Source organism: Serratia sp. AR11 (assembly GCF_056376275.1).
Map to the genome: position 1 here is coordinate 3,623,118 of NZ_CM150739.1, position 25,797 is coordinate 3,648,914.

Annotated in this window: 21 protein-coding genes and 1 tRNA gene; 6 read left to right on the forward strand and 16 right to left on the reverse strand. The window is 53.7% G+C overall.

The annotated features are described in order from the left end of the window. Window positions 1–33 precede the first annotated feature (33 nt). The 4 genes from ACSOSI_RS17120 to ACSOSI_RS17135 form a co-directional block, all read right to left on the reverse strand. Window positions 34–1,467 carry an MFS transporter gene (locus tag ACSOSI_RS17120; protein ID WP_476705850.1) on the reverse strand — a complete coding sequence of 478 codons (1,434 nt, stop codon included), beginning with the start codon at window positions 1,465–1,467 and terminating at the stop codon, window positions 34–36. Between the two features lie 179 nt (window positions 1,468–1,646). After that, on the reverse strand, window positions 1,647–2,837 hold the full coding sequence (locus ACSOSI_RS17125; protein ID WP_041418615.1) for a sugar transporter: 1,191 nt from the start codon (window positions 2,835–2,837) through the stop codon (window positions 1,647–1,649). Between the two features lie 160 nt (window positions 2,838–2,997). Beyond that, the gene (locus ACSOSI_RS17130) at window positions 2,998–3,939 is read right to left on the reverse strand and encodes a sugar phosphate isomerase/epimerase family protein (RefSeq protein ID WP_012145911.1); all 942 of its coding nucleotides are present in this window, start codon (window positions 3,937–3,939) and stop codon (window positions 2,998–3,000) included. Between the two features lie 21 nt (window positions 3,940–3,960). Then, window positions 3,961–5,139 (reverse strand): Gfo/Idh/MocA family protein, encoded by a 1,179-nt coding sequence (locus ACSOSI_RS17135; RefSeq protein ID WP_476705851.1) that lies wholly within the window; start codon window positions 5,137–5,139, stop codon window positions 3,961–3,963. Window positions 5,140–5,460: 321 nt separating this feature from the next. On the opposite strand from ACSOSI_RS17135, the gene ACSOSI_RS17140 reads away from it, so the two are divergent. Then, window positions 5,461–6,492, forward strand: a complete 1,032-nt coding sequence (locus tag ACSOSI_RS17140; RefSeq protein WP_476705852.1) for a LacI family DNA-binding transcriptional regulator — start codon at window positions 5,461–5,463, stop codon at window positions 6,490–6,492. Between the two features lie 47 nt (window positions 6,493–6,539). Beyond that, the gene (locus ACSOSI_RS17145; RefSeq protein WP_476705853.1) at window positions 6,540–7,226 is read left to right on the forward strand and encodes an aspartyl/asparaginyl beta-hydroxylase domain-containing protein; all 687 of its coding nucleotides are present in this window, start codon (window positions 6,540–6,542) and stop codon (window positions 7,224–7,226) included. Here ACSOSI_RS17145 and ACSOSI_RS17150 read toward each other — a convergent pair. From ACSOSI_RS17150 to ACSOSI_RS17175, 6 genes are all read right to left on the reverse strand, one after another. Next, window positions 7,223–7,939 (reverse strand): ABC transporter ATP-binding protein, encoded by a 717-nt coding sequence (locus ACSOSI_RS17150; RefSeq protein WP_261277551.1) that lies wholly within the window; start codon window positions 7,937–7,939, stop codon window positions 7,223–7,225. The two genes, ACSOSI_RS17145 and ACSOSI_RS17150, sit on opposite strands and share 4 nt — an antisense overlap. Continuing rightward, on the reverse strand, window positions 7,936–8,811 hold the full coding sequence (locus ACSOSI_RS17155) for an ABC transporter ATP-binding protein (RefSeq protein WP_012145916.1): 876 nt from the start codon (window positions 8,809–8,811) through the stop codon (window positions 7,936–7,938). Before ACSOSI_RS17155 ends, ACSOSI_RS17150 begins: the two co-directional genes overlap by 4 nt. After that, complete coding sequence (gene livM, locus ACSOSI_RS17160) at window positions 8,808–10,094, reverse strand: high-affinity branched-chain amino acid ABC transporter permease LivM (protein WP_012145917.1); 1,287 nt, start codon at window positions 10,092–10,094, stop codon at window positions 8,808–8,810. Before livM ends, ACSOSI_RS17155 begins: the two co-directional genes overlap by 4 nt. Before the next feature lie 10 nt (window positions 10,095–10,104). Further along, the gene (locus ACSOSI_RS17165) at window positions 10,105–11,019 is read right to left on the reverse strand and encodes an ABC transporter permease subunit (protein ID WP_017893418.1); all 915 of its coding nucleotides are present in this window, start codon (window positions 11,017–11,019) and stop codon (window positions 10,105–10,107) included. Window positions 11,020–11,169: 150 nt separating this feature from the next. Beyond that, window positions 11,170–12,288, reverse strand: coding sequence for a branched-chain amino acid ABC transporter substrate-binding protein (locus ACSOSI_RS17170; protein WP_012145919.1), 1,119 nt, complete (start codon window positions 12,286–12,288; stop codon window positions 11,170–11,172). A gap of 170 nt (window positions 12,289–12,458) precedes the next feature. Then, the gene (locus tag ACSOSI_RS17175) at window positions 12,459–12,677 is read right to left on the reverse strand and encodes a hypothetical protein (protein ID WP_041418622.1); all 219 of its coding nucleotides are present in this window, start codon (window positions 12,675–12,677) and stop codon (window positions 12,459–12,461) included. 90 nt (window positions 12,678–12,767) lie between these two features. Between ACSOSI_RS17175 and ACSOSI_RS17180 the strand changes: the two genes are divergently transcribed. Both ACSOSI_RS17180 and ACSOSI_RS17185 read left to right on the forward strand, forming a co-directional pair. Further along, window positions 12,768–12,843, forward strand: a tRNA-Asn gene (locus tag ACSOSI_RS17180). Window positions 12,844–13,224: 381 nt separating this feature from the next. Then, the gene (locus ACSOSI_RS17185) at window positions 13,225–14,013 is read left to right on the forward strand and encodes a PD-(D/E)XK nuclease domain-containing protein (RefSeq protein ID WP_135344622.1); all 789 of its coding nucleotides are present in this window, start codon (window positions 13,225–13,227) and stop codon (window positions 14,011–14,013) included. 253 nt (window positions 14,014–14,266) lie between these two features. On the opposite strand, the gene ACSOSI_RS17190 is transcribed toward ACSOSI_RS17185, so the two are convergent. From ACSOSI_RS17190 to ACSOSI_RS17200, 3 genes are all read right to left on the reverse strand, one after another. Continuing rightward, window positions 14,267–18,250: an NACHT domain-containing protein gene (locus ACSOSI_RS17190; protein ID WP_476705854.1), complete on the reverse strand. Its 3,984-nt coding sequence runs from the start codon at window positions 18,248–18,250 to the stop codon at window positions 14,267–14,269. 430 nt (window positions 18,251–18,680) lie between these two features. Then, a complete protein-coding gene (locus ACSOSI_RS17195) occupies window positions 18,681–19,919 on the reverse strand; it encodes an IS110 family RNA-guided transposase (RefSeq protein ID WP_476705855.1) in 1,239 nt (412 codons plus the stop codon). A 305-nt stretch (window positions 19,920–20,224) separates the two neighbouring features. After that, on the reverse strand, window positions 20,225–21,178 hold the full coding sequence (locus tag ACSOSI_RS17200; RefSeq protein ID WP_017893422.1) for a LysR family transcriptional regulator: 954 nt from the start codon (window positions 21,176–21,178) through the stop codon (window positions 20,225–20,227). A gap of 139 nt (window positions 21,179–21,317) precedes the next feature. On the opposite strand from ACSOSI_RS17200, the gene ACSOSI_RS17205 reads away from it, so the two are divergent. Next, entirely contained in the window at window positions 21,318–22,487 is a 1,170-nt protein-coding gene (locus tag ACSOSI_RS17205; RefSeq protein ID WP_476705856.1) for a M20 aminoacylase family protein, read from the forward strand. A 35-nt stretch (window positions 22,488–22,522) separates the two neighbouring features. Continuing rightward, on the forward strand, window positions 22,523–23,308 hold the full coding sequence (locus ACSOSI_RS17210; RefSeq protein ID WP_017893424.1) for an ABC transporter substrate-binding protein: 786 nt from the start codon (window positions 22,523–22,525) through the stop codon (window positions 23,306–23,308). Window positions 23,309–23,362: 54 nt separating this feature from the next. On the opposite strand, the gene tmaR is transcribed toward ACSOSI_RS17210, so the two are convergent. The 3 genes from tmaR to ACSOSI_RS17225 form a co-directional block, all read right to left on the reverse strand. Further along, window positions 23,363–23,680: a PTS system regulator TmaR gene (tmaR, locus tag ACSOSI_RS17215; protein ID WP_012145924.1), complete on the reverse strand. Its 318-nt coding sequence runs from the start codon at window positions 23,678–23,680 to the stop codon at window positions 23,363–23,365. A 161-nt stretch (window positions 23,681–23,841) separates the two neighbouring features. Next, window positions 23,842–24,909 (reverse strand): FUSC family protein, encoded by a 1,068-nt coding sequence (locus tag ACSOSI_RS17220; protein WP_012145925.1) that lies wholly within the window; start codon window positions 24,907–24,909, stop codon window positions 23,842–23,844. 98 nt (window positions 24,910–25,007) lie between these two features. Next, window positions 25,008–25,775 (reverse strand): N-acetylmuramoyl-L-alanine amidase, encoded by a 768-nt coding sequence (locus ACSOSI_RS17225; RefSeq protein WP_476705857.1) that lies wholly within the window; start codon window positions 25,773–25,775, stop codon window positions 25,008–25,010. Window positions 25,776–25,797 lie beyond the last annotated feature (22 nt).

Here is a 25,797-nt window from a genome sequence, read left to right on the forward strand (position 1 = left end):
CGTTGTCTCAATGCGCAACGCCGGGTGGCTCGGTCAGATATTTTCCAGATCGATACCGCGAGTTTTTGGACCAAACACCCCGATCACCACCATCACAATCAGCATGCTGGCAACGATAAACGCAATCACCCCTACCGAACCGCCGTATTGCAGGATCATGCCAATAATCAGGCTGCTGAATACCGTCGACAATCGGCTGAACGAATAACAGAATCCGACCGCACGGGCGCGGATATAAGTCGGGAACACTTCTGACTGGTAGGAGTGGTAACTGTAGGTCAGCCAGGCATTGGACCAGGTAATGAAGAACCCGCACAGAATCAGCCACAGGGGATTATTCTGCATGGCAAACAGCGAGCCGAAAATCACCGTCACCAGGCAGGAAAGAACAATCTGCCATTTGTTTTCCATCTTGTCGGCATAGCGACTGCACAGCAATGATCCCAGCGGATAAGCCAGGGTAATAAAGAAGGCGTACAGCAGACTGTGGGTGATTGAAGCGCCCTTTCCGGCCAGTAAGGCCGGCAGCCAGTTGCCAAAACCGAAGAAACCAATCGCCTGGAAGAAATTCATCACCACCAGCATCAGCGTGCGGCCCCGGTAACGAGGCGACCAGATATCTTTAAAGCTTCCCTGCGCGGGCGTTTCGCTCGCTGATTCGGCATCACGCAACGGGAATTCCGTCACCTGGGTAACACCGCAACGACGCTCCATCGCCAGCATTACCTGCCTGACCTCCGGGTAACGTCGCTGCTGCGCCAGCCAACGCGGGGATTCCGGCAAGCCTTTACGCACCAGCCAAATCACCAGCGAAGCCACGGCACCGGCGATCACCACATAACGCCAGCCGCTCAGACCCAAAATGGTCTGTGGTACCAGCCACCACGACATCAACGCGACCGTTGGCACCGACAGAAATTGAATGAAAAACGAAAAGGCAAAGGCCCGGGTACGCAGATGCGCAGGCACCCACTCGGTCAGATAGGTATCTATGGTGACCAGTTCAATACCCAATCCGACTCCCACCAGAAAGCGCAGGAAGATCACCCACTCTGCCTGATGCTGAAAAGCCAGGCACAGCGAAAACACGCCATACCAGGCCAGCGCAAACATAAAGGTGGTGCGGCGGCCAAAACGGTCGGCGTAGGGGCTGAGCAGGCTGGCACCGATAAACAGGCCAAGGAAGGTGGCCGAGGCAAACGCCGCCTGGTCGGAGACGCCGAATACGCCTTGCGCGCCGGTATGGAATATCCCCTCGGCAATTAAACCAGTGCTGATATAACCGGTCTGGAACAGGTCATAAAGCTCAAAAAAACCGCCCAACGCCAGCAAAGCGATAAACTTCCACAGGCCGGCCGAGGTCGGCAACGCATCAATTCTTGCTGACAAATCCTGTTCATGGATCGGTGACTGGGCCACCGCATCGCTTCCTGCAACCAAAAAATCACCCACCATTAACCTCGTCATAACATAATTATTATTTTTCTATGCTATAGGCTCAGCGTCGGAGTTAAATATTTAATTAGCAGGCTATGAAAGGTAATTAAGCATAAAAAACTGCAGCAATCTGTTTTGCTGAGAGAAAATTTAAGCCGTGGGGAGATGCCTGATAGTGAGCCGGCGGCCCACTATCAGAGCGCAGGAAGTTAGCGGATTTGGTGGTGTTGCAGGCGTTCACTACGGTAAAAGTTCAGCAGGCACCAGCCAAGGGCGATCAACGCCAGCGGGGCAGCGACAAAGCCAATGTTGCCCATACCCAGATACTGGCTGACCTGGTTACCCAACAGTGCGCCGGCACCGATGCCGAAGTTATACAGCCCGGAATAGATCGACATCGCCACGTCGGTAGCGTCCGGGGCCAGGTTCAATACTTTGGCCTGCATCGACAAACCAATTGCCATGATTGCCATGCCCCATACCGCAAACAGCACCGTCAGGTGGTTTTCATCACCGGAGGCCGGTAACAGCAGCAGCAGGCTCAGCATCAATAAGGCGATGGCGCCGATGAAAAAGCCCGACGGGAAACGCTCGCTGAAACGGCTAAACAGCAGACTGCCGATGATACCGGCGGCACCGAACAGCAACAGCATCAGGGTGGTGAAGTTTTCCGACAGCCCAGCCACGGTCTGAATAAAGGGTTCGATATAGCTGTAGGCGGTAAAATTGGCCGTCACCACAATGATGGTCAGCATATACAGGCTGACCAACGCCGGGCGCTTAAACAGCATTGGCACGCTGGCCAGCGAGCCGGAATGCTCGCTTTTCAGCACCGGCAACAAGCGCCACAGCAGCACCAACGCCAGCGTGGCACAGACGGCGATACCAATAAAGGTCATGCGCCAGCCGAGGATTTGACCCACGATACGGCCCAGCGGCAGGCCGAGCACCATCGCCAGCGCGGTTCCCCCCGCCAACAGGCTCAATGCCTGCGCCTTTTTACCCGCGGGGGCGACCCGGATCGCCAGCGAGGCGGTGATCGACCAAAATACCGCATGGGCCAGCGCCACACCGGCACGGGAAATCACCAGCGTGGTGAAGTTCCATGCCACGGCGGTCAACACATGGCTGGCGATAAACAGGATAAATACCCCGATCAGCAGTTTGCGCCGCTCAATCCGGCTGGTCAGCAGCATACACACCAGCGAACTGGCGGCGACGATCCAGGCATAAATAGTGATGATCAACCCCACCTGCTCGGTCTGCATCGAGAAGCTTTGGGCGATATCACTCAGCAACCCGACCGGAATGAACTCGGTGGTATTGAAGATAAAGGCCGAAACGGCAAGAATGACCACGCGCAACCAGGCAGTTGAGCGAGAGACCTGAGTTTGTTCCATGTTAAACGGGATCCGGACGGGTGCGGGAAGTAGCGATATTTTAACCAATCGGTAGGGTAAATGCGACATGCGTCACACTTTTATTAACCTGTTTTTTTCGCCAGCCTTTTGCCATCCACGGCCTGCACAATGGCAGACCCTGGACAGCAACGGATGCCGTTTACTGACTGATACAGTGCTTTAACGCCTCGACCGAGGTATTGATGCCGGCATCGACCGACATGGTCAGATCCTCCATCTCCAGCGACACCCAGTCGTTATAGCCCATCATGCGTACCACCGAGAAAAACTCTTTCCACCACTGCAGATCCTGCCCGCAGCCGACCGCCACATAATTCCAGGCGCGCTCCGCCACCTGCTCCACCGGCCGGGTTTCCAGCAGCCCGTTGACTGCCACCACGCCCCTTTCCAGCCTTACGTCCTTGCCGTGCACGTGGTGGATGGCGTCCCCCAAACGGCGGGCTACGGCAATCGGATCGGCCCCCATCCAAATCAGGTGGCTGGGATCAAGATTCAGCCCGACCATCGGCCCCACCGCGTCACGCAGCCTGAACAAGGTGTCGGGGTTCCACACCAGCATCGAGCTAAAGTTCTCCAGTGCAAATTTCTCGATGCCAAACGCCTGTGCCTTTTCCACCAGCCGTTGCCAGTAGGGGATTGCCACTTCGTTCCACTGATAATCCAGGCAGTTTTTCAGCGTCGGCGGCCAACTGACGGTATAGGTGATCCAGTTGGGGATACTGTCGCCGGGCGCCGCAGGGGGCAATCCGCTCATCATGACGATTTTCTTCACCCCCAGGCCAGCGGCCAGCGCCAGCGTGTTGTCGGTATCGTGGCGATGCTTTTCCCCCAACACGCCCGGCTCCAGCGGGTTACCGGAAACGTTCAGTGCGGCAATCTTCATGCCGCGGCTTTCCAGTGCCGCCAGTAACCGTCGGCGCTTACCGGCGTCCTGCAATAACGCCACGGTATCCAGATGCGGTGCCGAAGACCAGCCGCCGGTGGTCATTTCCACACCAAACACCCCTAACTCGCCCAATCGATCCAACATGGCTTCAAACGGCAGGTGGCCCAGACTATCGGTACAGAAAGAAAGCTTCATGTTATGTCTCCGCAAAAAGGTTCATTCAAAGGCTACCCAGCGAGCACCCTGATCGGCTGAGCGCACGCAGTTTTCAATCCAGCGCACACCGTCGATCCCGGCGTCGATGTCCGGATACACCAGTTGATCCAACGCCTGCCGATCGCCCCGGTTGCAGGCATCAATCGCCAGGGCGAATTTCAGGTAGATGTTGGCCCAGGACTCGGTCAGCCCCTCGGTATGCAGCGCCCCCAGCCGCTCCCAGGCGTTGCAGGTTTCGTCCAGATAGGGCATGCCGCGATACAGCGTCTGATTGGGTTGCCCCTGCACCTGGTAACTCAGCTCGCTGGGGTTGACATCGGTCCATTCCAGGCTGGCCTTCGAGCCGACGATGCGAATACGCTGGCTGCTCATGGCACCGGCATTGACCGATGAGGCCCACATGCGCCCCACCGCGCCGTTGGCATAGCGCATCATCACCAGCGCGTTGTCTTCCAGCGGCGCACGCGAGGGAATAAAGCTCTGCCGATCGCAAATCAGTTCGCTGATTTGCATCTGCGGCATCACCAGTTGGGACAGGTAATAGGTGTGGGTGGAAATATCGCCCAGTACAAAACTCGGGCCTGAGATTTGGGGATCAATGCGCCATTTCTGCGCGTCGCTGAGACGATCGACCTCGTCGGTGGCATTAAAACCGTGGGTATATTGCAGATCCACCATGCGCACTTCACCGATCTGCCCGTTGGCAATCATGGCGCGCATCTGCAGCAGCAACGGATGGCCGGAGAAACCGTAGGTCACGCCGACAATGCGGTTTTTTTCCGCCGCCAGTGCCTTGATTTCGTAGGCTTCCCGGCTGGTGAAAAACAGCGGTTTTTCGCAAATCACGTGCAGCCCTGCCAGCAGTGCCGCACGGGTAATTTGGTAATGGGTGCCATTCGGCGTGGCCACCGACACCACTTCTATGCCGTCTTCTCGCCTGGCCTCTTGAGCAAACAGCGTGCGGTAATCGTCATAGCAGCGATCGGCATCCACCCCCAGATTGACGCCGAATTCGCGGCCGCGCTCCGGCACAATATCAAATGCCCCTGCCACCAGCGCAAAGGCGGTGTTATCCCGCAATGCACCGCAACGGTGTTTATAACCCACCTGCCCCAACCGCCCGCCGCCGACCATCGCCCAACGCAGAGGCCGTGGCGTTTTTCTTTCACCATTCAACATAGTTACTCCCGAAGCTCAAAGTTTCTGATATTTCCGCCACATTGCACCCGGGTGCAAATTTAAAATGCACCCGGGTGCAAAATTGAGTGGCAACTTGACCGCAAAACAAATGCCACTTGCGATGGACTATTGGAGAGGGTTAAAAATAAGTCAAATGTGCCATGATAAATCTGCCGCTCAGGATCACAATTTACCGATCAAAGGATCAATATGGCACCCTGTCCTGCACCAGGGATCCCACCGCTGACGGCAGCAACTCCCGCATCCGGCAAGGCTGTGCTAATCTGTTGAACCCATACCGTTTTTTCATCACGAGCAAAGATGATGGCGAAGAAACCCGGCGCGATCCCCGCGCCCACTGCACGCAAAGCGACGGCCAGTGATGTGGCGGCCCGCGCCGGCGTGTCCAAATGGACGGTATCGCGTGCCTTTACCGACGGTGCGTCGATCTCGCCCCATGCGATGTTGCGCGTTCAGACCGCGGCCAGAGAATTGGGCTATCGCCCTAATCTGCTGGCGCGTAGCCTGTCGAAAAAAAGCACCCGCATCATCGGGCTGGTGGCGGACGAGCTAAAAAACCCGCATATTTTCACGCTGCTGGACGAAGTCACCCGCCAGTTGCAAAGCCGCGGCTATATGGCCTTGCTGCTGAATATCACCTCGGAACACGACTATGAATCGGTGCTGACGCTGGCCGATCAAATGCAGGTGGATGGCCTGCTGTTTCTCGGCACCCTGCTCAACGATCGGCTGATCACGCTGGCACAGGATATTCACCATATTCCGCTGGTGGTGCTGTATCGCTATAGCGAAAGCCCCTATATCCAGGTGTTGGCCACCAACGGTTATCAGGCCGGGCGTGAAATTGGCGAACTGTTGCTGACGCAAAATTATCAGCGCATGGGCTATCTGGCTGGGCCGGTGAGCGAATCCACCCAGCTACGCCGCCTTGACGGTTTCCGCGCCGCGCTGACGGAAAAACAACGCGACGTCAGCGTGGTGCTGCAGGCCCCGCATTATCAACGTCAGTGCGGCATGGAAGCCTTCGCGGCCTACCTGGCAACCACCCCGGCGGAACAACGGGTTGAGGCGATTTTTTGTGAGAACGATATTCTGGCAGTGGGGGTTATCGACGCCATCCGCGCCACACCGGGCTGTACACCGATTGCCGTGGTGGGCTTTGATGACATTGAACTGGCCGCCTCCCCCAGTTACCAATTGACCACTTATCGCCAGCCGATGCAGTCGCTGATTGCCGATGGCATTCATTGCCTGACGCAGGCTTTCGAACCGGGCGGCCAACGTTTATATAACGGTGAATTAATCGTCCGGCGGTCGCATATTAAACAATAATAATATCAACGGTCGGCGAGAGCTTGGGTCACGCTAATAGAGGTCACATGTCAGCTATCTATGATTGGTCGGTGTTGGCATTACGCCGTATTTACGATCGCCGCATCAGCGGTGCGCCGGTGCTCGACAGCGCCCAACTGTTCCCCGACGCACAGCGTTTTACCGCCCAGTGGCCGCAGATCCGTGATGAGGCACTGACCCTGGCGCAAGATCTGCACAATATTCCGCGATTTCACGAAATTATGAGTGAACAGGCGTCGATCTCCGCCAATGACGCGCGTGACTGGCGCATGTTCATCATGCAGGCCTACGGCCAGCCGATAACGCGCAACCTTGCACGCTGCCCCTTATTGGCCAGCCTGATCGCTTCCTCTCCGGATGTGCTTTCCGCCTCGCTGTCTTTCCTGGCCCCCGGTAAACAGGTGCCGGCGCACCGTGGCCCGTTCCGTGGCATTCTGCGCGGTTATCTGGTGCTGTCGATGCCCAAGGGTGCCGATGGTCTGCCCGCCGCCGTATTGAAAGTCGACGGGCAAGAATATCGGCTCAATGAGGGGGGATTTATGCTGTGGGACGATACCTTCGAACACGAGGTGTGGAACGACAGCGACCAGGTGCGCACCGTGTTGCTGCTGGATATCCGCCGCCGCGATTTACCCACCGGGCTGCGGATGTTGTCCAACGGCATTATTGCACTGGTGCGGCTGAACGTGCGCTGGATCCAGCGCCAGTTCTAGGCCCCGCCCAGATAGGCTTTCCTCACCTCCTGATCGTTTAACAACTCCGAACCACTGCCGGTCAGGCGGATCTGGCCGTTAACCATCACATAGCCGCGATCGGACAGTTTGAGCGCGTGGTTGGCATTCTGCTCCACCAGAAACAACGTCATGCCGCCACGGGTCAGCTCCCGTAAAATGCTGAAGATCTGTTTGACGATGATCGGCGCCAGCCCCAGGCTCGGCTCGTCCAGCAACAGCAGTTTGGGCCTGCTCATCAGCGCCCGGGCAATCGCCAGCATCTGCTGTTCGCCGCCGGACATGGTCATCGCCCGCTGGTTGCGCCGTTCCTTCAGGCGCGGGAACAGATCGAACATGCGCTGCAAATCCTCATCCACATAGCGATTGCCAATGGTAATGGTGCCCATCAACAGGTTTTCCTCCACGCTCATGTCCGGGAAAATACGCCGCCCCTCAGGTGCCTGAGCGATGCCGCTGCTGGCAACGTAATGGGTGGAACGCTGGCTGATATCCTCGCCACGAAACAGGATCTGCCCGCCGCTGATACGCGGCTGGCCGAAGATGGACATCAGCAGCGTCGACTTGCCCGCGCCGTTGGCGCCAATCAGCGCCACCGTTTCCCCTTCATTCACCTGTAGCGAGACCTGCTGCAACGCCTGGATCGGGCCATAAAACACGTCTACGTTGCGAAACTCCAACATCACATTGCTCATCCCGCCAGTTCCTCTTCATCCGCGCCAAGGTAAGCGGCGATCACCGTATCGTTGTGCTGAATTTCTTTCGGTGTGCCTTCGGCGATCACATCACCGTGATCGAGCACAATCACCCGATCGGAGATCTCCATCACCATGCCCATATCGTGTTCAATCAACAGCACCGTGATGCCATGGTGCTGACGCAGAAAACGGATAATGCGGCTCAGCGTCGCCGTCTCTACCGGGTTTAGCCCGGCGGCGGGTTCATCGAGACAGATCATTTCCGGCGTGGTGCACATTGCCCGGGCGATCTCCAGCCGCCGCTGTTGGCCGTAGGACATCTCCCCCGCCAGCCGGTTGGCGCAATCCACCAGCTCCACCACTTCCAGCCAGTAAAAGGCGCGATCCAGCGCCTGGTTTTCTGCGCGGCGGTAACCCGGCGTATTGAGCACGCCGGCGATCAGATTGCGGTTGCTCAGCATGTGCTGCGCCACCAGCAGGTTCTCCACCACCGACATTTCGCGGAACAAACGGATATTCTGGAAGGTGCGCGCCAGCCCGGCGCGATTGACCAGATGGGTGCCGCCAAACATTTTGTAGTAAACGCGCGAGCCCAGGCGTTTCGGGTTAACCCAGTCACCGGCGTGGAATTTCTGCCCCAGCACCTGGATCACGTCGGTCGGCCGCTTATGGGTATTAAGCAGGATCGCGCCGCCGGTAGCGCGATAAAAACCGGTCAGACAGTTGAATACCGTGGTTTTACCGGCACCGTTGGGGCCGATCAGCGCGGTGATGGAACCGCGCTCTACCGCCAGATTCACGTCATTCAGCGCCTTGATACCGCCAAAATGCATCATCAGATGCTCAACCTGCAAGATAGCGTCGCTCATGGCTCTACCCCCTTGCGCGGAGCAAAACTGGAACGACTGATGCGCACCAGCCCACGCGGCCGCCAGATCATCATCGCCACCATCAACACGCCGAACAGCAGTACCCGGTACTCGGCAAAACTTCGTAACAGCTCAGGTGCCACCGTGAGTACAAACGCCGCCAGCACCACGCCGATGGTCGAGCCCATGCCGCCCAGCACCACGATCGCCAGGATCAGCGCCGACTCAAAGAAGGTGAATGAGGTGGGATTGACGAAGCCCTGATAAGTGGCGAAAAACACCCCGGCCAGCCCGGCGGTAGAGGCGCCCATCATAAAGGCCGACAGCTTCACCAGAACGTGGTTCAGCCCGAGCGAGCGACAGGCGATTTCATCCTCGCGCAGTGCCTCCCAGGCGCGGCCGATCGGCATGCGCGTCAGCCGGTGCTTGATGTACAGCACCAGCAGCACCACCAGGAACAGCACCGCATAGATAAAGATAAATTTCAGGTTGGGGTTATAGGCGATACCGAGGAATTCGTGGATCGGCACCCCGCCGTCCTTCGCCCGTCGGCCAAATTCCAGGCCAAAAATCGTCGGCGCAGGCACCGAGACGCCGTTGGGGCCACCGGTCAGCGACATCCAGTTATTCAGCACCAGGCGGATAATTTCCCCGAACCCCAGCGTGACGATCGCCAGATAGTCACCGTGCATGCGTAGCACCGGGAACCCCAGCAGCGCACCGGCCAGCGCGGCCATCAGCGCCCCCAGCGGCAACATCGCCCAGAACCCCAGCCCGAGATACTGATAACCCAGCGCCAGGCCATAAGCGCCAATGGCGTAGAACGCCACATAACCGAGATCCAGCAGCCCGGCCAGCCCGACAACAATGTTCAACCCCAGCCCAAGCAGCACGTAAATCAGCCCCAGGATCGCCACCGTCAGCAGGTACTTGGTGGCGACAAACGGAAACAGCAGCGCGATCACCGCCATTAACGGGATGATCCATCGCAGACTGGTTTTGGCCCCTATCGGCCGGACATACACCCCGTCATTGCCGCCGTCAAAACGCGTCAACAATTTCCGCCCCGGCGCGGTTTGCAGGAACAGGCTGAGCAACAGCCGCCCGGCCATTACCGCGGCGATAATCCACGCCAGGCGGCGCGGTTCAAAGTTAAAACTGTATCCGTTGAGAACAATACCGACGATCGGCCCGAAGACGATCAGGGCGATCAGCCCGGCCAGCACCGCATCCAGCAGGCTGCGTTTAACGTTCAGCCCAGGGTGAACCATAGATTGCGACATAGTTTTCCCCTCAAACCTTAGCGACCATTGGCCGACCGAGCAGGCCCTGAGGGCGGAAAATCAGGATCACCACCAGCAAACCGAAGGAGAATACGTCTTTGTAATCGGAGTTCACCATGCCGGCAAACTGCGCCTCCGCCACGCCCAGCAGCAGCCCGCCCAGCATCGCGCCGGGTAACGAACCAATGCCCCCCAGCACCGCGGCGGTAAAGGCCTTGATGCCGATAATAAAGCCGACGTAAAAATCAAAGGTGCCGTAGTTCATGGTGATCAACACCCCCGCCAGCCCGGCCATGGCGGCACCAATCACGAACACCAGGGAGATCACCCGGTCGGTATTGATGCCCAGAATGGACGCCATCTTGCGATCCTGCTGGGTGGCGCGGCAGATACGCCCCAGACGGGTGTGCTGAATGATGTAAGTGAGGATGGCCATGCCCAGCAGTGAGGCGACCAGGATAAACACCTTGGTGTAGGTGATTTGGATCACCCCACCGTCGAAGTTGAGGCGGAACACGCCGTCCAGCAGCGTCGGGATCCCTTGCTGGCGCGGCCCCTGGCTGATTTGCGCGTAGTTTTGCAAAATGAGCGACATGCCGATGGCGGAGATCAGCGGTGCCAGACGAGTGGAATTGCGCAAGGGTTTGTAGGCGATCCGCTCTATCACCCAGCCATACACCCCGGTGACGACGATGGTAAACACCAACGTGCCGAGGATCAGCAGCGGAAAGGATTGCAGGCCGAAGAACGACAGCAGCGCCAGCCCGATAGCACACAGGTAGGCGGAGATCATGTACACCTCGCCGTGGGCGAAGTTAATCATGCCGATAATGCCGTAAACCATGGTGTAGCCGATGGCGATCAGGCCGTAAACCGCGCCGAGCGTCAGGCCGTTGATCAACTGTTGCAGAAAGAAAACATCCATAATGAGCAGTCTCGCCTGGTGGGACCGCAAACTAGTGCAGACGCGGCCCAAGGGAAGTATCGGCGCGGATCCGCCGAACACGCGGATCCGCTTGTCAATCATGTCAATCCAGCCCCATGCGGGCAGGAAAAACCTGAGCCTTCGGGCTGATTAGAGTTGGTGATATTTGCCTTTATCGTCCCATTGATAGACCACGTAATCCGATACCTTCAGGTCGCCTTTCTTGTCCCAGGCCTTTTTGCCCATCACGGTATCCACATCATGCGATTTCAGCCATTCGCTGGCCTTGGCGCTGTCTTTGCCGCCGGTAGCGCTGAAGGCTGCGGCGATTGCCTGAATTGAAGCATAGGAGTAGAGGGTGTAGCCTTCCGGCTCAAAACCGCTGGCGCGGAACTTGGCGATCACCGCCTTGCCCTCAGGAATTTGGCGCGGATCGTTGCCGAATGTCATCAGCACTCCGTTGGTGTACTGCGGCCCACCGGCAGCGGTCACCAGCTCTTCGGTCACGATGCAGTCACCGGAGAAGAACTTGGCGGTCACACCCTGCTCACGCATCTGGCGCACCAATGGCCCAGCCTCTGGATGGCAACCACCGAAATAGACCACGTCAGGTTTGACCGAGGCGATTTTGGTCACCAGCGCGTTGAAGTCTTTTTCACCGCGTGACAACCCTTCATACAGCACTTCCTTCACGCCGCGCTTGTTCATCTCGGCCCTGGCGGCATCTGCCAGCCCCTGGCCGTAGGTGTCTTTGTCGTGGATCACCGCAATGCGTTTGGCTTTCAGGGTATTGAGCATGTAGTTGGTGGCTATCACCCCTTGCTGGTCATCACGGCCGCACATGCGGAACATGTTGGTCATGCCGCGTTCGGTGATCTGCGGGTTGGTGGATCCGGGGGTGATGGCGATAATTCCGGCTTCGTCATACACCTCGGAGGCCGGCATGGTGGAGGAGGAGCAGAAGTGCCCGACCACCGCCGCGACCTTGTCCTGATCCACTAACCGGTTGGCGACCGAGACCGCCTGTTTGGGTTCGCAGGCGTCATCCCCCTGCACCAGTTTGATTTTTTCCCCTTTAATCCCACCGGCGGCGTTGATATCCGCTGCCGCCTGCGAGGCACCACGCCAGTACTGATCGCCATAGGTCGCATTCGGCCCGGAGAACGGCCCGGCGACGCCAATAACAATATCCGCCTGAGCATAAAAAGCAGAACCTAAACAACCGATAAGCAGAGCAGCGAGCGGACTTTTAATCAATTTCGATGACATTGTTGTATTCCTCAGCACTGTTTTAGCGAAACGCCCAGGGGCGTGGAGCAGTCACTTTATGTGTAGACGGGGAAAATAATTTGCGCGAGAGCGCAGTCGCATTACCCGAATTTAGGTAAGCAAAAATCCAGCCATTGTGACGGCCAATACATATTTTCTGTTCATTCATCCTACATATCAGAGGCAAAACGCGGAGGTTTGCTGCCGTCAGAAGGCGCAGCGGGGGGATCAAGTGGCAAATTCGCGGCAAAATCTTTCTGCTGCTCGCCAGGTGCCTCTCCCCTTGCGCACCAGAAGCGTGCAATGGCAGGTGCAACCAGGAAGTCGGGGATTTTGTGGTGATAAACAGCGTGATTGAACAGGATGAGTGCCGAAAAACAACGCAACATGCTCATTCCATCAGCAAACGCGCTTTTCTTGCAGTTTAGTGCTTTGACAAAGCCGCACCACCCCGCTATTATTCGCCCCGTTCACACGATTCCTCTGTAGTTCAGTCGGTAGAACGGCGGACTGTTAATCCGTATGTCACTGGTTCGAGTCCAGTCAGAGGAGCCATATTAGAGAAGCCCGCTCAGGGAAACCTGAGCGGGCTTTTTGCTTTTGTTTTGGTGGATGGCGGCTATGAGCGATAAGCAGACATAGTACCGTCCGATACTAATCACCGCAGAAATTAAAAAATTTATTCATTCTACTGAAAAGCTATGAAGTAAATAAATCGGATTGGGGCGCGTACAGTACTGGACAGTTTTGCATTTCCGGGCGGTTTTGTCCTGTCTCATTCTGGCGATCGGACAGCGGAATGCCGCAGCGGGCAGGATCACGGGGGGTACTGGACAGAATGACTGTTACGTCCAGTGTGAAGGAAAGAAAGTTAAGTATGGTAGAATTTCTATACGTACATACTTTGTTACCCAACTATGCAGCCCGGAAGGCACCATGACAAACCAACAACTGGAAGAAAGATTTAAGGCGCTTGAGAAAGATTATGAGACGCTCATTTCCACAAAATATACTGAGCAGAGCGCTCTCACTCACATTATGGAAACCTATGTTGATTCCGGTAAATATAAAAACTGGATCGCCAGAGTGAAAAAGTTAATAGAGGACAGCTACGGAAAAGAGTCTGATTATTACAATGACTTCAATACTGTAAACAGCAGTTGGTCTACTAATTACAAAACCCTGATAAGAAGTTATAAGCCGTTGTTTGATGCGGCGAGAGATGATCTTGCGCACTCTGCTGTCAGTACGAATGCGCCTCAAGAAAGTTCAGCGCTGAGCCTCGTGCTTAATATTCTTAACAGGTTTCCGGCCTTTGTTCGCCAGTTAAAGAGACGGCACAGCGGCCGTGCACCGCTTGAAGTTAATGATGAGTATGACGTACAGGATATGGTTTATGCGCTGCTGACGCTTCACTTTAATGATATAAGGGCAGAAGAGTATACCCCCAGCTTTGCGGGCGCAGCCTCAAGACAGGACTTTCTTTTGAAAAAAGAGAAAATTGTGATCGAGGTGAAGAAAACCCGTGAATCGCTGGGAGCCGGTAAAGTTGGCGGGGAGTTGCTTATTGATATGGCACGCTACCGCGCTCACCAGGACTGCGATACGCTGATCTTGTTTGTATATGACCCGGATTGCTACATAAATAATCCTTTGGGTGTGAAAACCGATCTGGAATCTAAAGATGCGGAAGGAAAAGTGAAAGTGATTATTGCGCAGTTCTGACACGCTTAAGTGTCACCTTACAGGGTTAGGTTTGTGGCCGTGCCAGCCGGGCGAGCATGAAAAAGGCCGCTGGCACGGCCGGATTTGTTATCTTTGCTAGTTCGAATTAAGATCTACGTGAAAATCCGCAGGCTTAAGCTGTATTAGCTCAAACCTGAACTAACAGTTTCCGCGGATAGAACGCTATCTTATCTGACAGTCGGCCTTGAGCGAGGAGCGGACGCTCGCAGTTGCTCTTATCGATAATAAAGCCTTAATCGTACCTTTGTCCCGAGTGAAGTGATGCGAGTGCTATAGATGCACTTTCTCTGATCTCGACTTCAGTATCATTTAAAAGCTCACGGGCGAACAATTCAATTTTCTCTCGCTCTATGAACCGCGTGTTAAGAAGTGCTGTTGCGGCATATCGTAATTCGGCTGACTCATCTTTGAGGAAAGGTATGAGCGACATAACGGCTTCAGGATGCAAGTGAACTACAGTGATAATCTGTCGTAATAGCCTGGGTTTGCACACGCCATATCTTGCCCATACAGATATTTTCATCTGTAATCCGACATACTCATTGAGTGCATTCAAGAGAGCCTGTTCACCAGTTTCACGAATTTTCGTTCGTTTTTCCTGCACCATATCAAGAATAAGCGCCACATTATTTACCACATCTTTATTCTTGACCAAAATACCAGAAAGGTCATCACGCGGACTGTCCGGGATAACCCCATAATCCTCTGGATAGGGTTCCTCCCGCTGTTTCCACTCTTCATATATAAGACCAAGCTCATGCAGCAACTCATCTGTTTGGGGGAGTTTGGTTGCAAATGAGGCTGCGGCAAGGACTACATTCAGAAATTCATTACGGAGCCCCAGCGTTACAACACTTTCATGTTGTGAATTAAAAGGTTGAGTTAGAGCTCCAAACAAATATGAAGAGCCCTGTTCAGGAATGGTTGTTTGCAGTCTTTGAAGGAGTAATTGCTGCCAATTTTGACCCGGCATATCCTTTATGAACTGAGTACCTATGTGCAATGCTGCTCCTTCACCTTCCATTAGGATTCGTTTAATTCCTTCCATAACCCTTGGGTGATTTCTGTGCTCATAAAGAATAATGGCTGCTAAAGAACTGTAAAACTGACTTCCGTACAAAATAGTCGCAAGCAAATCATCGAAATCCTCGGGATTGATTTTGATATTTTCAGGTTTTACGAACGCATCAACTACGGGCAGCCTACAAGAATATTCAAAAAGTACAGATAGGTTTCCCTGACATTGCCTTTTCAAAATGGCGGACTGGTGCCTCAGTTTATCTAGTTCGATACCTGCAGATTTAGCTATCTTATAAAGGAACTTGCTTCGATGAATGAATTTTTCATCGGTCTCCTCAAGGCATCGTAGATCGCTCAAACTGAGGTGATGAAAACCGCTTGCACTCAAAAAAGCGCCGAGTTCTATCATATTTTCAGGTAAAATGTCGTCCTGCCCCGAAGTATTATAGTCACCAGCTAAAACAGAGATAAGAACGAGCCATTTCGCATTGATTTTATCGTAAGATCTTAAAAAATCTTGTTCTGTATACGGGGAGCGATTTACTTCATCCTGTAACTTGATACCTGCTTGTGTATAAAGTTTCGAAATCTTAAGAAAACAGTTGGCTGATACTCCCTTGCCTTTATCAATAATGGCATTAAGAGTACCAAGTCCAATATCCTCAGGGCTTTGAAGGATAATTTCAGCAGCTCCCAGAATGATACTATCCTGTATCTTCCTACCATTAGTGAAGTCAAATAGAGAATTCCTTTGTTTCAATCGCTTGGGCCACTTTGAATGAATACTCTTCAATGCAATTATTGCATCCTGGTAGCTGACTTCTTCGGGGTTACCTGCGAGGGTACATGCCCAGGAGACCAACCAAAGCCAGTTATCATTTGAATTAAGGTTAGCTCTTACATTATCGCTTACGATATCCCAGCTATATATCGATACTTGGCAAAGTGCCTCTCCTGCTGAGAACATACTTGATGATGAAGATATGGCTTTCCAGCAACAGTCTGCAAAGGTGCGCAGTGCATCTTTGTTAACGGGGATTCCGGCTTCAATAATCAAGTTTATGACCTGATTCAACTCTCTAGTTGGTGTGGTTTCCCCTCGGAGTATTAATTCGCTCCATACATCAATAATTTCATCTACCAAACCAAGGTGGCTTACAAAAGAAAGTGTCCCACGACTGGAGTCCCCCTGAATAACTTTGATGAGCAAGTTACGTTTCAGGTTATGTGGTTGCCGTTCAATAAAGACAGCTGCGGCATACTCAGCAAAAGTTTTATGAATGAAGGTTACAGCCTCCTGATCAAGAGTGTGTATGTGCTCAATGACACCTACATTTTCCCAGAAATCAAAACAAGCCTGGACCTTATTACTGCAAGCGAGATACCCGTCTTGCGTTTCTTTTTGCCATTCAGAAACACAGTGCTTGAACGTCAATTCAAAAGGTTCAGTCCCGTGCTCAAATAGTATCCAGCCCAGCAAGAAGATGAACCAATTTCGTTCAGGTTCAGTTGGTACTGAACCTTCTAAACGTGCAGATGGATAAGCGGTTTCTAACAACTTAAACAACTGCCGATATAATGAGATTCTCGAGCTATCTGGCTCAATGCCTTTGGAAGATAAGGATGCAAGCATAGTTAAAATCAGTGGGCTTCTCGACGCGATACCTTTGAGATGCAATGATTTCAGTTGCTCTTTCGCGACATTAAGGGTTTGGTTTCGCGCCTCTGGACTTTCAAAAGGCAAGGCTTCCATCACTTGTATCAGTGCATCGTCGGCCTGAGATTCCTCCAGTGGAAGAAGCTCATAATGTCTCCAGTTTCCCAGCAGGCCTGGTCGGTAGCCTACGGGCCGACTGGTGAGTAATATCCTCGTTTTGGGATGCGCAACCGCAAATCTGTGAATAGCATCGGTAACAAGGTGCTGATTGACACCACACTCGTCAAGACCATCGCATAAAATGACAGCATCCTGCAGGTCGAGTGATTTGTATCTCAATCCCGAGCAACTTAGCGCTACATCATTCAGGGCTTCCTCAAAACGAATACCTTTATGGCTGATAAGAGAGACAACTTGCGAAAGTTGTGCCAGTAACACCATATGGCCTTCAGCAGCATAAGTTAGAGCTATGCGGCGAAGAAGGACTGATTTTCCGATGCCTGGTCCACCAATAATAATGCCCCGGGTAACATATCGACCAAGTGTATAAGCATCGAACTTGTCGATGTTACTCGTGCGATTTGCTGCATATTGGTGATAACTACTTAGAGCTTCAGATAAATCATCAGGGAAATTCTCTAAATCTTTAATGATTGAGGCTTTCAGTGGGATCCAACACTTCTGAAGTGATACAGGCTTGGCTTGCCCTGGAATAGTGAACTGAGAATAACTTTTCTCAAGCCACTTGCAGACAACAGCTCTGAGCTGGATACCACTTTCTGTTGTATCCATTTTGATGCCGATACCGACACTCCTGAACTCATTAAGCAACGAGGTTATTGTTGCCCTGCCTCTAATTCTGATGAGTTTGCGCGCTTGCTCAATCAGCACACACCATGCTCGAAGTGGTTCGTGGAATAAATGATTTAGTTGGTTGATGGCATTGATTTCGGCACTATTATTTCCATCTATTGCATCGACGGTGACAATTCGAAGCGAACTACACACTCGGTATAATTCCGAGGGTTCAAGCCCAACTCTCTTGATGAATTCATCACCTATTGCATGGATCCCATCGGTTCTTCCGGTCCCGATACGGACGATATTCTCAGCCAAATTCGAGCGAATGGTTACACTGCTGTTGGGACAAACAACTAATATTCCACAAGCAATACTGTTATCGCGAATGCCTTTTGCCAACGCACATAGTGCATCCCATAAATTAGTGCCACGTTTCAAGCCACGCTTAACCTGGACCTCTACCAATTTACCCGTATTCGTTGCTAATGAAATGTCGTCACCGGGCCCCCCCGTTTCAGCATCAACCAAAACAGGAACACCATTGAAAACATCATCTATCCAGCTGACTTTTTGTTCTAAAAGGATATGCGTAAGAGCAATAGCCGCAACCCGAGCTTGGTAGTCCAACCCGCGCTCCGCAGCACTCCCTCCCGCTGCAGATTTTTTCCTGTTTTGCTCATCATTTTTTTCAGGTTGTACGTGTTTTGACAGCTGGGATTGAGCCTCCGTGTTTTTCATTACAGTCCCTTTAATGCGGTTACGGTAGAGATCAAGGTGTGGGCACAAAACAAGTTATCACTAAGATGAATGACCTATGTAGCATAGTTAAATTATCGTTGCTGTATGTTTTTTCCTGAGTGAGTAATACGTAATCTTAAACGTACAGCAAGTGGTTAAAGAACATCCAAAATAGCTATTCTAAGTATTGTCGATAGGACGCTTTAGTTCATGCGCAACAAAACTTCAGATTCTCCTCCACCTTTGGCAATCACAGTTGTTAAACGTTAACGATCTCTTATCCTCTTCACTGGCACAGGGCAGTTGTCGCAGCCCTGACAATCTTAGACTTCAATCGACTCAGAGATCTCAAACGCATCAGCCCCCATTGGTAAGTACAGACTGGTTTTAGCAACGTCCGCTTCACGCCCTGAGACATTCGACAAGCTTTTTATGGCTTCAGTAAGGGCGAGTGTCGCGCTTCGAGAGCCAGCAAATATTTCGCTTCGTCGTACTGGGTTCTGGTTTTCCAGCAGCGGTAAATGATCCTTATCCATTTAAACGCCAAAGCCCGGATGGCTGATTGATGTGATTTCCCTTTTTCTCGCTGCCCCTGGTAATAAAGTCTGGCCCAGTATGATGAATTAACCGTCTTGGCAGCCCATTCAACAAAGGTCTGCCTGACGAACTTGGCACATTGCCATCGCCAGTGAACCCATGATTTCTGGCCACTTCGTTCGGTCACCGGTGCAATACCTGCATAGTTTTGAATTTCTTCAGCGCTGTTAAACCGATCACGGTTATCACCAAGCGCAGCAAGCATCCGTGGGCCCATACACGGCCCCATGCCCGGAAGTAATTTGAACAGCCCCGCATCTGGCAACGTGTCAAACAGCGTTTCGATTCGTTCGTCATAGGTTTTGATGATTTCACTCACGACTTTAATTTGTGTCGCCAGTGCTGTTGCCATCAAAGCATTAGCCTCTATAACACTCGGGTCTGTCGTCAATGGGATCGCGTTATCAATACTCAAAACACGCTGCTCGGTAAGGGCCACTGCGCGACCACCTTTGGCATTCAGAAAGTTGCGGATCGTGTCGCGCCTGGCTCGCTTCAGTTGTTGCAGACTGGGCCATCGTATAATCAGTTCACACAACAGTAAGCTCCCCCGATGTGAGAACCACTCCAGGGGCTGAGGATAATACTGTTTAAGAGTGTTGATTATCCGGTTCACAAAACGGCGTTTATCTTCAACCAGTTGACGACGTTGCTCAACCAGTTGCTGAAGTAAGCGAATATCCGCATTGTCGGGTTCAATAGCTTTTATCTTTTGGGGATAACGCAGCATTAACTCTAATGCCAGCTCTGCATCCTGCGGGTCATCTTTAGCGCCGCTGGGCGAGAAGGCTTGCCGGTAACGAGCCAGGGACAAAGCGTGGACGGGGAAAACGGTGATAAAGGGATATTTTTGAAGAGCATATACCACGGGGCCCTTCTTCAGCTCGAGAGCTATGGCGATTCTGCCTTTTACTTTCTGGTGTAACTCGGTAAGCCAGACATCAAGCGCTTCTGGTGTATGTTCAATCACATGGAATACGCGTTCACCGTTTTTAAACTGAACGCAGACATCGTGTTTTTTATCCGCCCAGTCCAGACCAACATGAGCAGCAAACTGATTAATCGCAGTCATCACCAACTCCTTTTTATCGGGGATTGGTATGCATTCCACGCTCTTCGAAAGAAATATAGTCAGCAGTTTTCTGCATGCCCTGAGTATTCGTTAGCGAACGTGGAGCACTTACTGGCTCGAAAGCAAAGCGGCAATCATCAAATCACATGATTCTGGCACAATATTCGTAACCAATAAGCGCATACCCTGAATCACTTAAAAGTGTAACTCTCAGGGTGCGAATGACTATATCTGGCACAAAGCCGACGGCCAGGAGGTCCCCACAATAACCAAAACTATCCCAACAACTCCGAACGCCCCCTCCCCTAAATCAACAACTTCACCCGATCATAAATCAGTCGATCCTCGAGCCGAGCGGAGCGAGCGTGCTGTCGTAGGGTGCGGATCAGGTTATCGATCAGCGCATGGGCGGCAGTGCTGAGTATGCTGTTACGCCGGGTGACGATATTCAACCGCGCCAGGTCACAGCCTTCCTGTAGCGCCAGCGGTTGCAGGCGTCCGGCAAACTGCGGTAACCCGAGCAACGGTGCCGGGCACCAGGTGCACATGTCTGCCGACTCCACCATTGCTTGCAGCATGCCGAGGGAATGCGCATGAATAATGCGGTTCGGATCAAGCTGAGCGCCGTGTCGGCTGAACAGTTGCTGGATTAAATCGTCATAATTTTCTGGGGTGTAATTCAGCACCCAGTCCTGCTCCAGCAATTGGTGGACTGAGGTACTTTGGCCCAACGGATGGCCGTGGCGCACCATCACCGCCGTTTCATAGTCCAGCAACGGCTCACAATGAAACTCCTGCGGTGCCATCGAAGCCGGAAGCGGCGTGATGGCAAAATCCATCGTGCCCTCTCGCAGTTGGGATTGGGCGTTGGCCATCAGGCTTTCAAACAGCTCCAGTTTTACTCTCGGCATCTTTTTTCGAAAGGCCACCACCGCCGCCGGTAACACCGTCAACATCAGCCAGGGCGTGATCGCCACCTTCACCTGCTCTTGCGCCAGCCCGCGCAGGCCCGCCATTTCATTGTTGGCCTGTTCCAGTTGGTTCAACACTAACCGGGCATGTGCCAGCAGCGTTTTCCCGTAAGGTGTAAAACCCAGTCCGGCCGGCGTGCGGATCAGCAATGGCAGTTCCTGCTGCTGCTCCAGCTCGCGCAAGGCCCGCGTGACCGCCGCCTGTGAAAGCCCCAGTTGGCGTGCGGCGGCGCGGATGCTGCCACCGTCGGCACTGGCGACCAAGGCCTGTAACTGATGTAGTTTCATCACGCCCCCTGACAATCATAAGTTGTCAGCATAACCGAACGGCGGCTCCCCGGGCAAAAGGTTGTTTGTTAGTCTCCGAAGTACCTTGTTCCCGGTTATCGATCGCGTCGGGAACCGAAAATTCACTTTGGATATCGCGATGAGCAATCCACTTGTTTTACCTGAAATAGCTGCCGTTCAACACGAAATGGTCGCCATTCGCCACCATATTCATGCGCATCCAGAACTGGGGTTCAATGAGTTTGCCACCAGCGATTTGGTGGCAAAACTGCTGACCGAATGGGGTTATCAGGTCACGCGCCATATAGGACAAACCGGGGTTGTCGCCACGCTGCAACGCGGCGTGGGGAAAACGCTTGGCCTGCGAGCCGATATGGATGCATTGCCGATTGAAGAAACCAGCGGACTGCCCTATGCCAGTACCCACAGCGGCGTGATGCACGCCTGCGGTCATGATGGCCACACTACCATGCTGCTGGCGGCGGCGCGTTATCTGGCGCAGCGGTCTGACTTTACCGGTACATTGCGGCTAATATTTCAGCCAGCGGAAGAAGGCGGCGGCGGTGCCCGGGTAATGATGGAAGACGGGTTGTTCGAGCGTTTTCCCTGTGACGCGGTGTTCGCCATGCACAACGTGCCCGGCTTCCCGGTCGGCCAACTGGGCTTTGCCAGCGGCCCTTTCATGTGTTCGGCCGATACCGTCAACATCACCCTGCATGGGCACGGCGGGCATGGCGCGGTGCCACAGCACACCGTCGATCCGGTGGTGGTCTGTGCCGCCATCGTGATGAGCCTGCAGACCATCGTCTCCAGAAATATCGATCCGCAGGAAACGGCAATTGTGACCGTGGGCGCGATCCAGGCCGGTCATGCCAGCAATGTCATTCCCTCGACCGCCACCATGACGCTGAGCGTGCGTGCGCTGAATGCCGATGTCCGTCAACGGTTGGAAGACCGCATTACGGCACTGGTGGAAGCGCAGGCCGTCAGTTTTGGCGCCCGGGCAGAGATTGATTACCAACAGGGTTATCCGGTGCTGGTAAACCACGCGGCGGAAACCGAACTGGCGCGTTCGGTCGCGCTGGAGTGGGCCGGTGAAAGCCGGGTTATCGCCAACCTGCGCCCGATAACCGCCAGTGAGGACTTCGCTTTTATGCTGGAGAAATGCCCCGGCAGTTATATCTCGATTGGCAACGGGGAAAGCACGCCCGGTAACTCGCTGCATAACGCCGGTTACGATTTTAACGACGAGTGTTTGCCGCTTGGCGCCACTTACTGGGTCAAGCTGGCAGAACGCTTCCTAGCTTAATCCCTTTTTGAACACCACTACGCTGAGGAAAAAAAATGAAAACAAAAAGTAGCCTGGTTTTATTGCTGCCACTGGCATTCAGTTTCGCCGCCCTTGGCGGGGAGTTCAGCGGCAAGGTGATTAAGTTGGGCATAGACCCCACCTTCCCGCCGCTGGAATACAAAACTGCGCAAGGAACCCTGACCGGGTTCGGTGTGGATATCGCTCAGGCGCTTTGCAATGAGATGCAGGCCAGGTGCGTGTGGGTCGAAAGCAGTTGGGACGGGATGATCCCGGGGTTGCAGGCAAAAAAGTTTGACGCCATCGCCTCGTCAATGACCATTACGCCGCAGCGCGAAAAGCAGATCTCCTTCTCGAACAAGGTGTCTAACGCCCCGGCACGCCTGGTGGCCCGCAAGGGTAGCGACCTGCAGCCCACGGCGGCTTCGCTGAAAGGCAAATCGATTGGCGTGCAACAAGGCTCCAGCCAGGAAGCTTACGCAAACGCAATGTGGCGCCAGGCCGGCGTCAACGTGATTGCCTATCAGAGCCAACAGGAAGTGAATGAGGATCTGGCCAACGGCCGGTTGGACGCTTCGCTGCTGGCCAGCGTCAGCGCCAGCGAATTTTTCAAAACGCCCGGCGGCAAGGATTTTGCCTTTACCGGCGCGGAACTGAGCGACAGCAAATATTTTGGGATTGGCGATGGCATTGGCGTGCGTAAAGAGGACCGCGCATTACTTGATGCCTTCAACGCGGCGCTGAAAGCCATTATCGCCAACGGCACCTATAAGAAGGTGAACGATAAATACTTTGATTTTGATATGTACGGTAAAGGGTAGTAACTGAGGGGCAGATTAAAAGGGCCAGGCGAGCGCCTGGCCCGATAAAAACGGTTACTTCACTTCGCCCATAGCCTTCAGCTTTTTGGACAGTTCGCGACGTTCTTTAGACAGATCGGCATTTTTGATGATGTAGTCATCAACGCGATCTTCATAGTCGCTGCGCATGTTGGCAATGATGCCCTGAACATCTTCAATGCTCATGCCCGGTTTGATGTACTCACTCAGGTTATCGAGCAGCAGCACGCGCTTTTGGTTGTCGCGGACTTTCTTCTCGTTGTCGATAATTTCGCGTTGCAGCTTATTTTTACGTCGGAACATACGCACAAACTCCAGAACGTCCTGGAAACTCGGCTTATTTGCATTTTCCATCTTCATACCCTTGCTTTAGTAATACACAGATTCATTGGCTTACGGCCACAATGAGACCAAGATACAGGTTTGTGGCGCTCAGACACAACACTCATCGCCCTATCTTACCCACTTTACCGCCACGACAAAAACCCGAAGCGCCTGCTTCATGATCTGGCCCCCTATTCACGCTCGCCGGCGGTACACACCTTGAGCAAGTCACCCAGTTCTTCCAACTGCTGCGTCAGTTCCATGCTCAGCCATACGTAGCCGTAGATCGGCGCTTCACCATGCTGGCTGACGCTGGCCTCCTGCATCAGGGTTTTCAGCTCCGCAGCGATTTCGCTCAGTTCCCCTGCCGCCATCGCCTGCTGAGCCTGCGGGCCGTTACGCATTGTCTCCGCCAGCGCTTCCAATGAGCGTAGCGTCAACAGTTGCGCGCTGCGCAGGGTTTTGGCATTCAGCATAATAAAATGGGTTTCGCGCGAGGCCCAGTAAGCGTCGGCCAACAGCTCCAGGGTACAGACCAGATTGCGGCTCAGCGTCTGCACCGCTTCGAATACTGCTTTGGGAATATGAGTTTCTTTGCTGCTGGGCACAATCAGCCCGCGCAATTTGACCACCTGATTCAGCAAGTCTTTCAGCTGCGGCTCCAGCCGTGGTCTTTCGATCATATTCGGGGACAGATACGCGCCGTAGATCTTGCCCGCGCTTTGCAGGCAATCGGCCATCTGCATGCGCCACAGAATGTAGGCCCGCTGCGGGTAAATGCTGGTGAACAACAGCGCCAGTAATGAGCCAAAAATCACGTCGCCACTGCGCCACAGCGCGGTATGCATATCACCGGCACCCGCGCCACAAACCACCGCCAGCGTAATGCCCACCAGCAATGCCATATAGGGCCGTTTGCCAAGCGTCAGGTAGCCGCAGAAAAACATCACGACGCCACACCACGCCAGCATTAGCGGTAGCGAATACAGTTCAAGATACAGGGCAATCAGACCAGAGGCGGCACCAAACACCGTGCCGGCAATACGCTGCAGCGCCCTTTGCAACACGTTGCCCCAGAATGAAATCGGCCCCATCACCACCACCAGCGTAATCAACGGCCAGGTGCCTTCCGGCACTTCAAGCAGGCGGATTAGCAGGAAGGTCAGGATAAACGCCAGCCCAATGCGTACACCATGCACAATGCGGTAATGGCGGTAAGTCAGACGTTCAAACGACGATATTTTTCTGTCGAGGCGCACAATGCATCCCGTTATCGATGGCGAGAAAGAACATCAGTTTAGCGGAGGAAGGCAGGCAGAAAAAGGCGGATAAGGCGTCCCCTATCCGCAGTCAGACGTTAAGCGGCATATTTATCCACCAGCGCACGCAAAATGGCGGCGGTTTCCACATCCATCACTCCGTCATACTTTCGTTGACGGAAATGCAGCTGGAAGGCCCGCACCAGTTGGCGATAACCTTCGGCATTGGTCGCTGCCGAGGTGTCGTAACCGTATTTAGCGAACAGCGCCAGCAAATCAGGCTGCGCCGGCAGGCCCTGGCACTGATATTCATGCTGGTGACGATGCTTTACTGCTTCGTCATACCAGGCGCCTACACCTGCCAGATATAGCTGGTGCCACGGAAACTTCGGACCTGGATCACTTTTGCGACCCGGAGCAATATCGGAATGCGCCACCACGTTGACCGGCGTGATGTCCGGATAGCGTTGCAGAATGTTCTGCGCCAGTTGGCTGACCGCGGCAATCTGCTGCGGGTTAAACGGCGGGAAGGTAATGTCTTCGCCATCGCCGCTGGCCAGATTGACGATCTCAATGCCAATGGACGTATCGTTAAGATTATTGCGATTGTCCCATTGACTGGCCCCGGCATGCCAGGCGCGTTCCACTTCATCGACCAGGTTGAAAATGCGCACGCCGTTGAAACCGGCGGCCTGATAGCTTTGATCTTCAGGATCCGGCACCAGATAATGAGCGCTGACCGACTTGCCGGTCAGTGACTGCACCGAATCGGCAAAGTTTTGCGCCGTGTAATGCAGCACCAGAAAACGCACCCGGTGGCCAAAGCTGGCTACCGAACGGTAGCTGTTGTAATCCATACTGAACATAATAGATTCCTTGTTGGTTAAA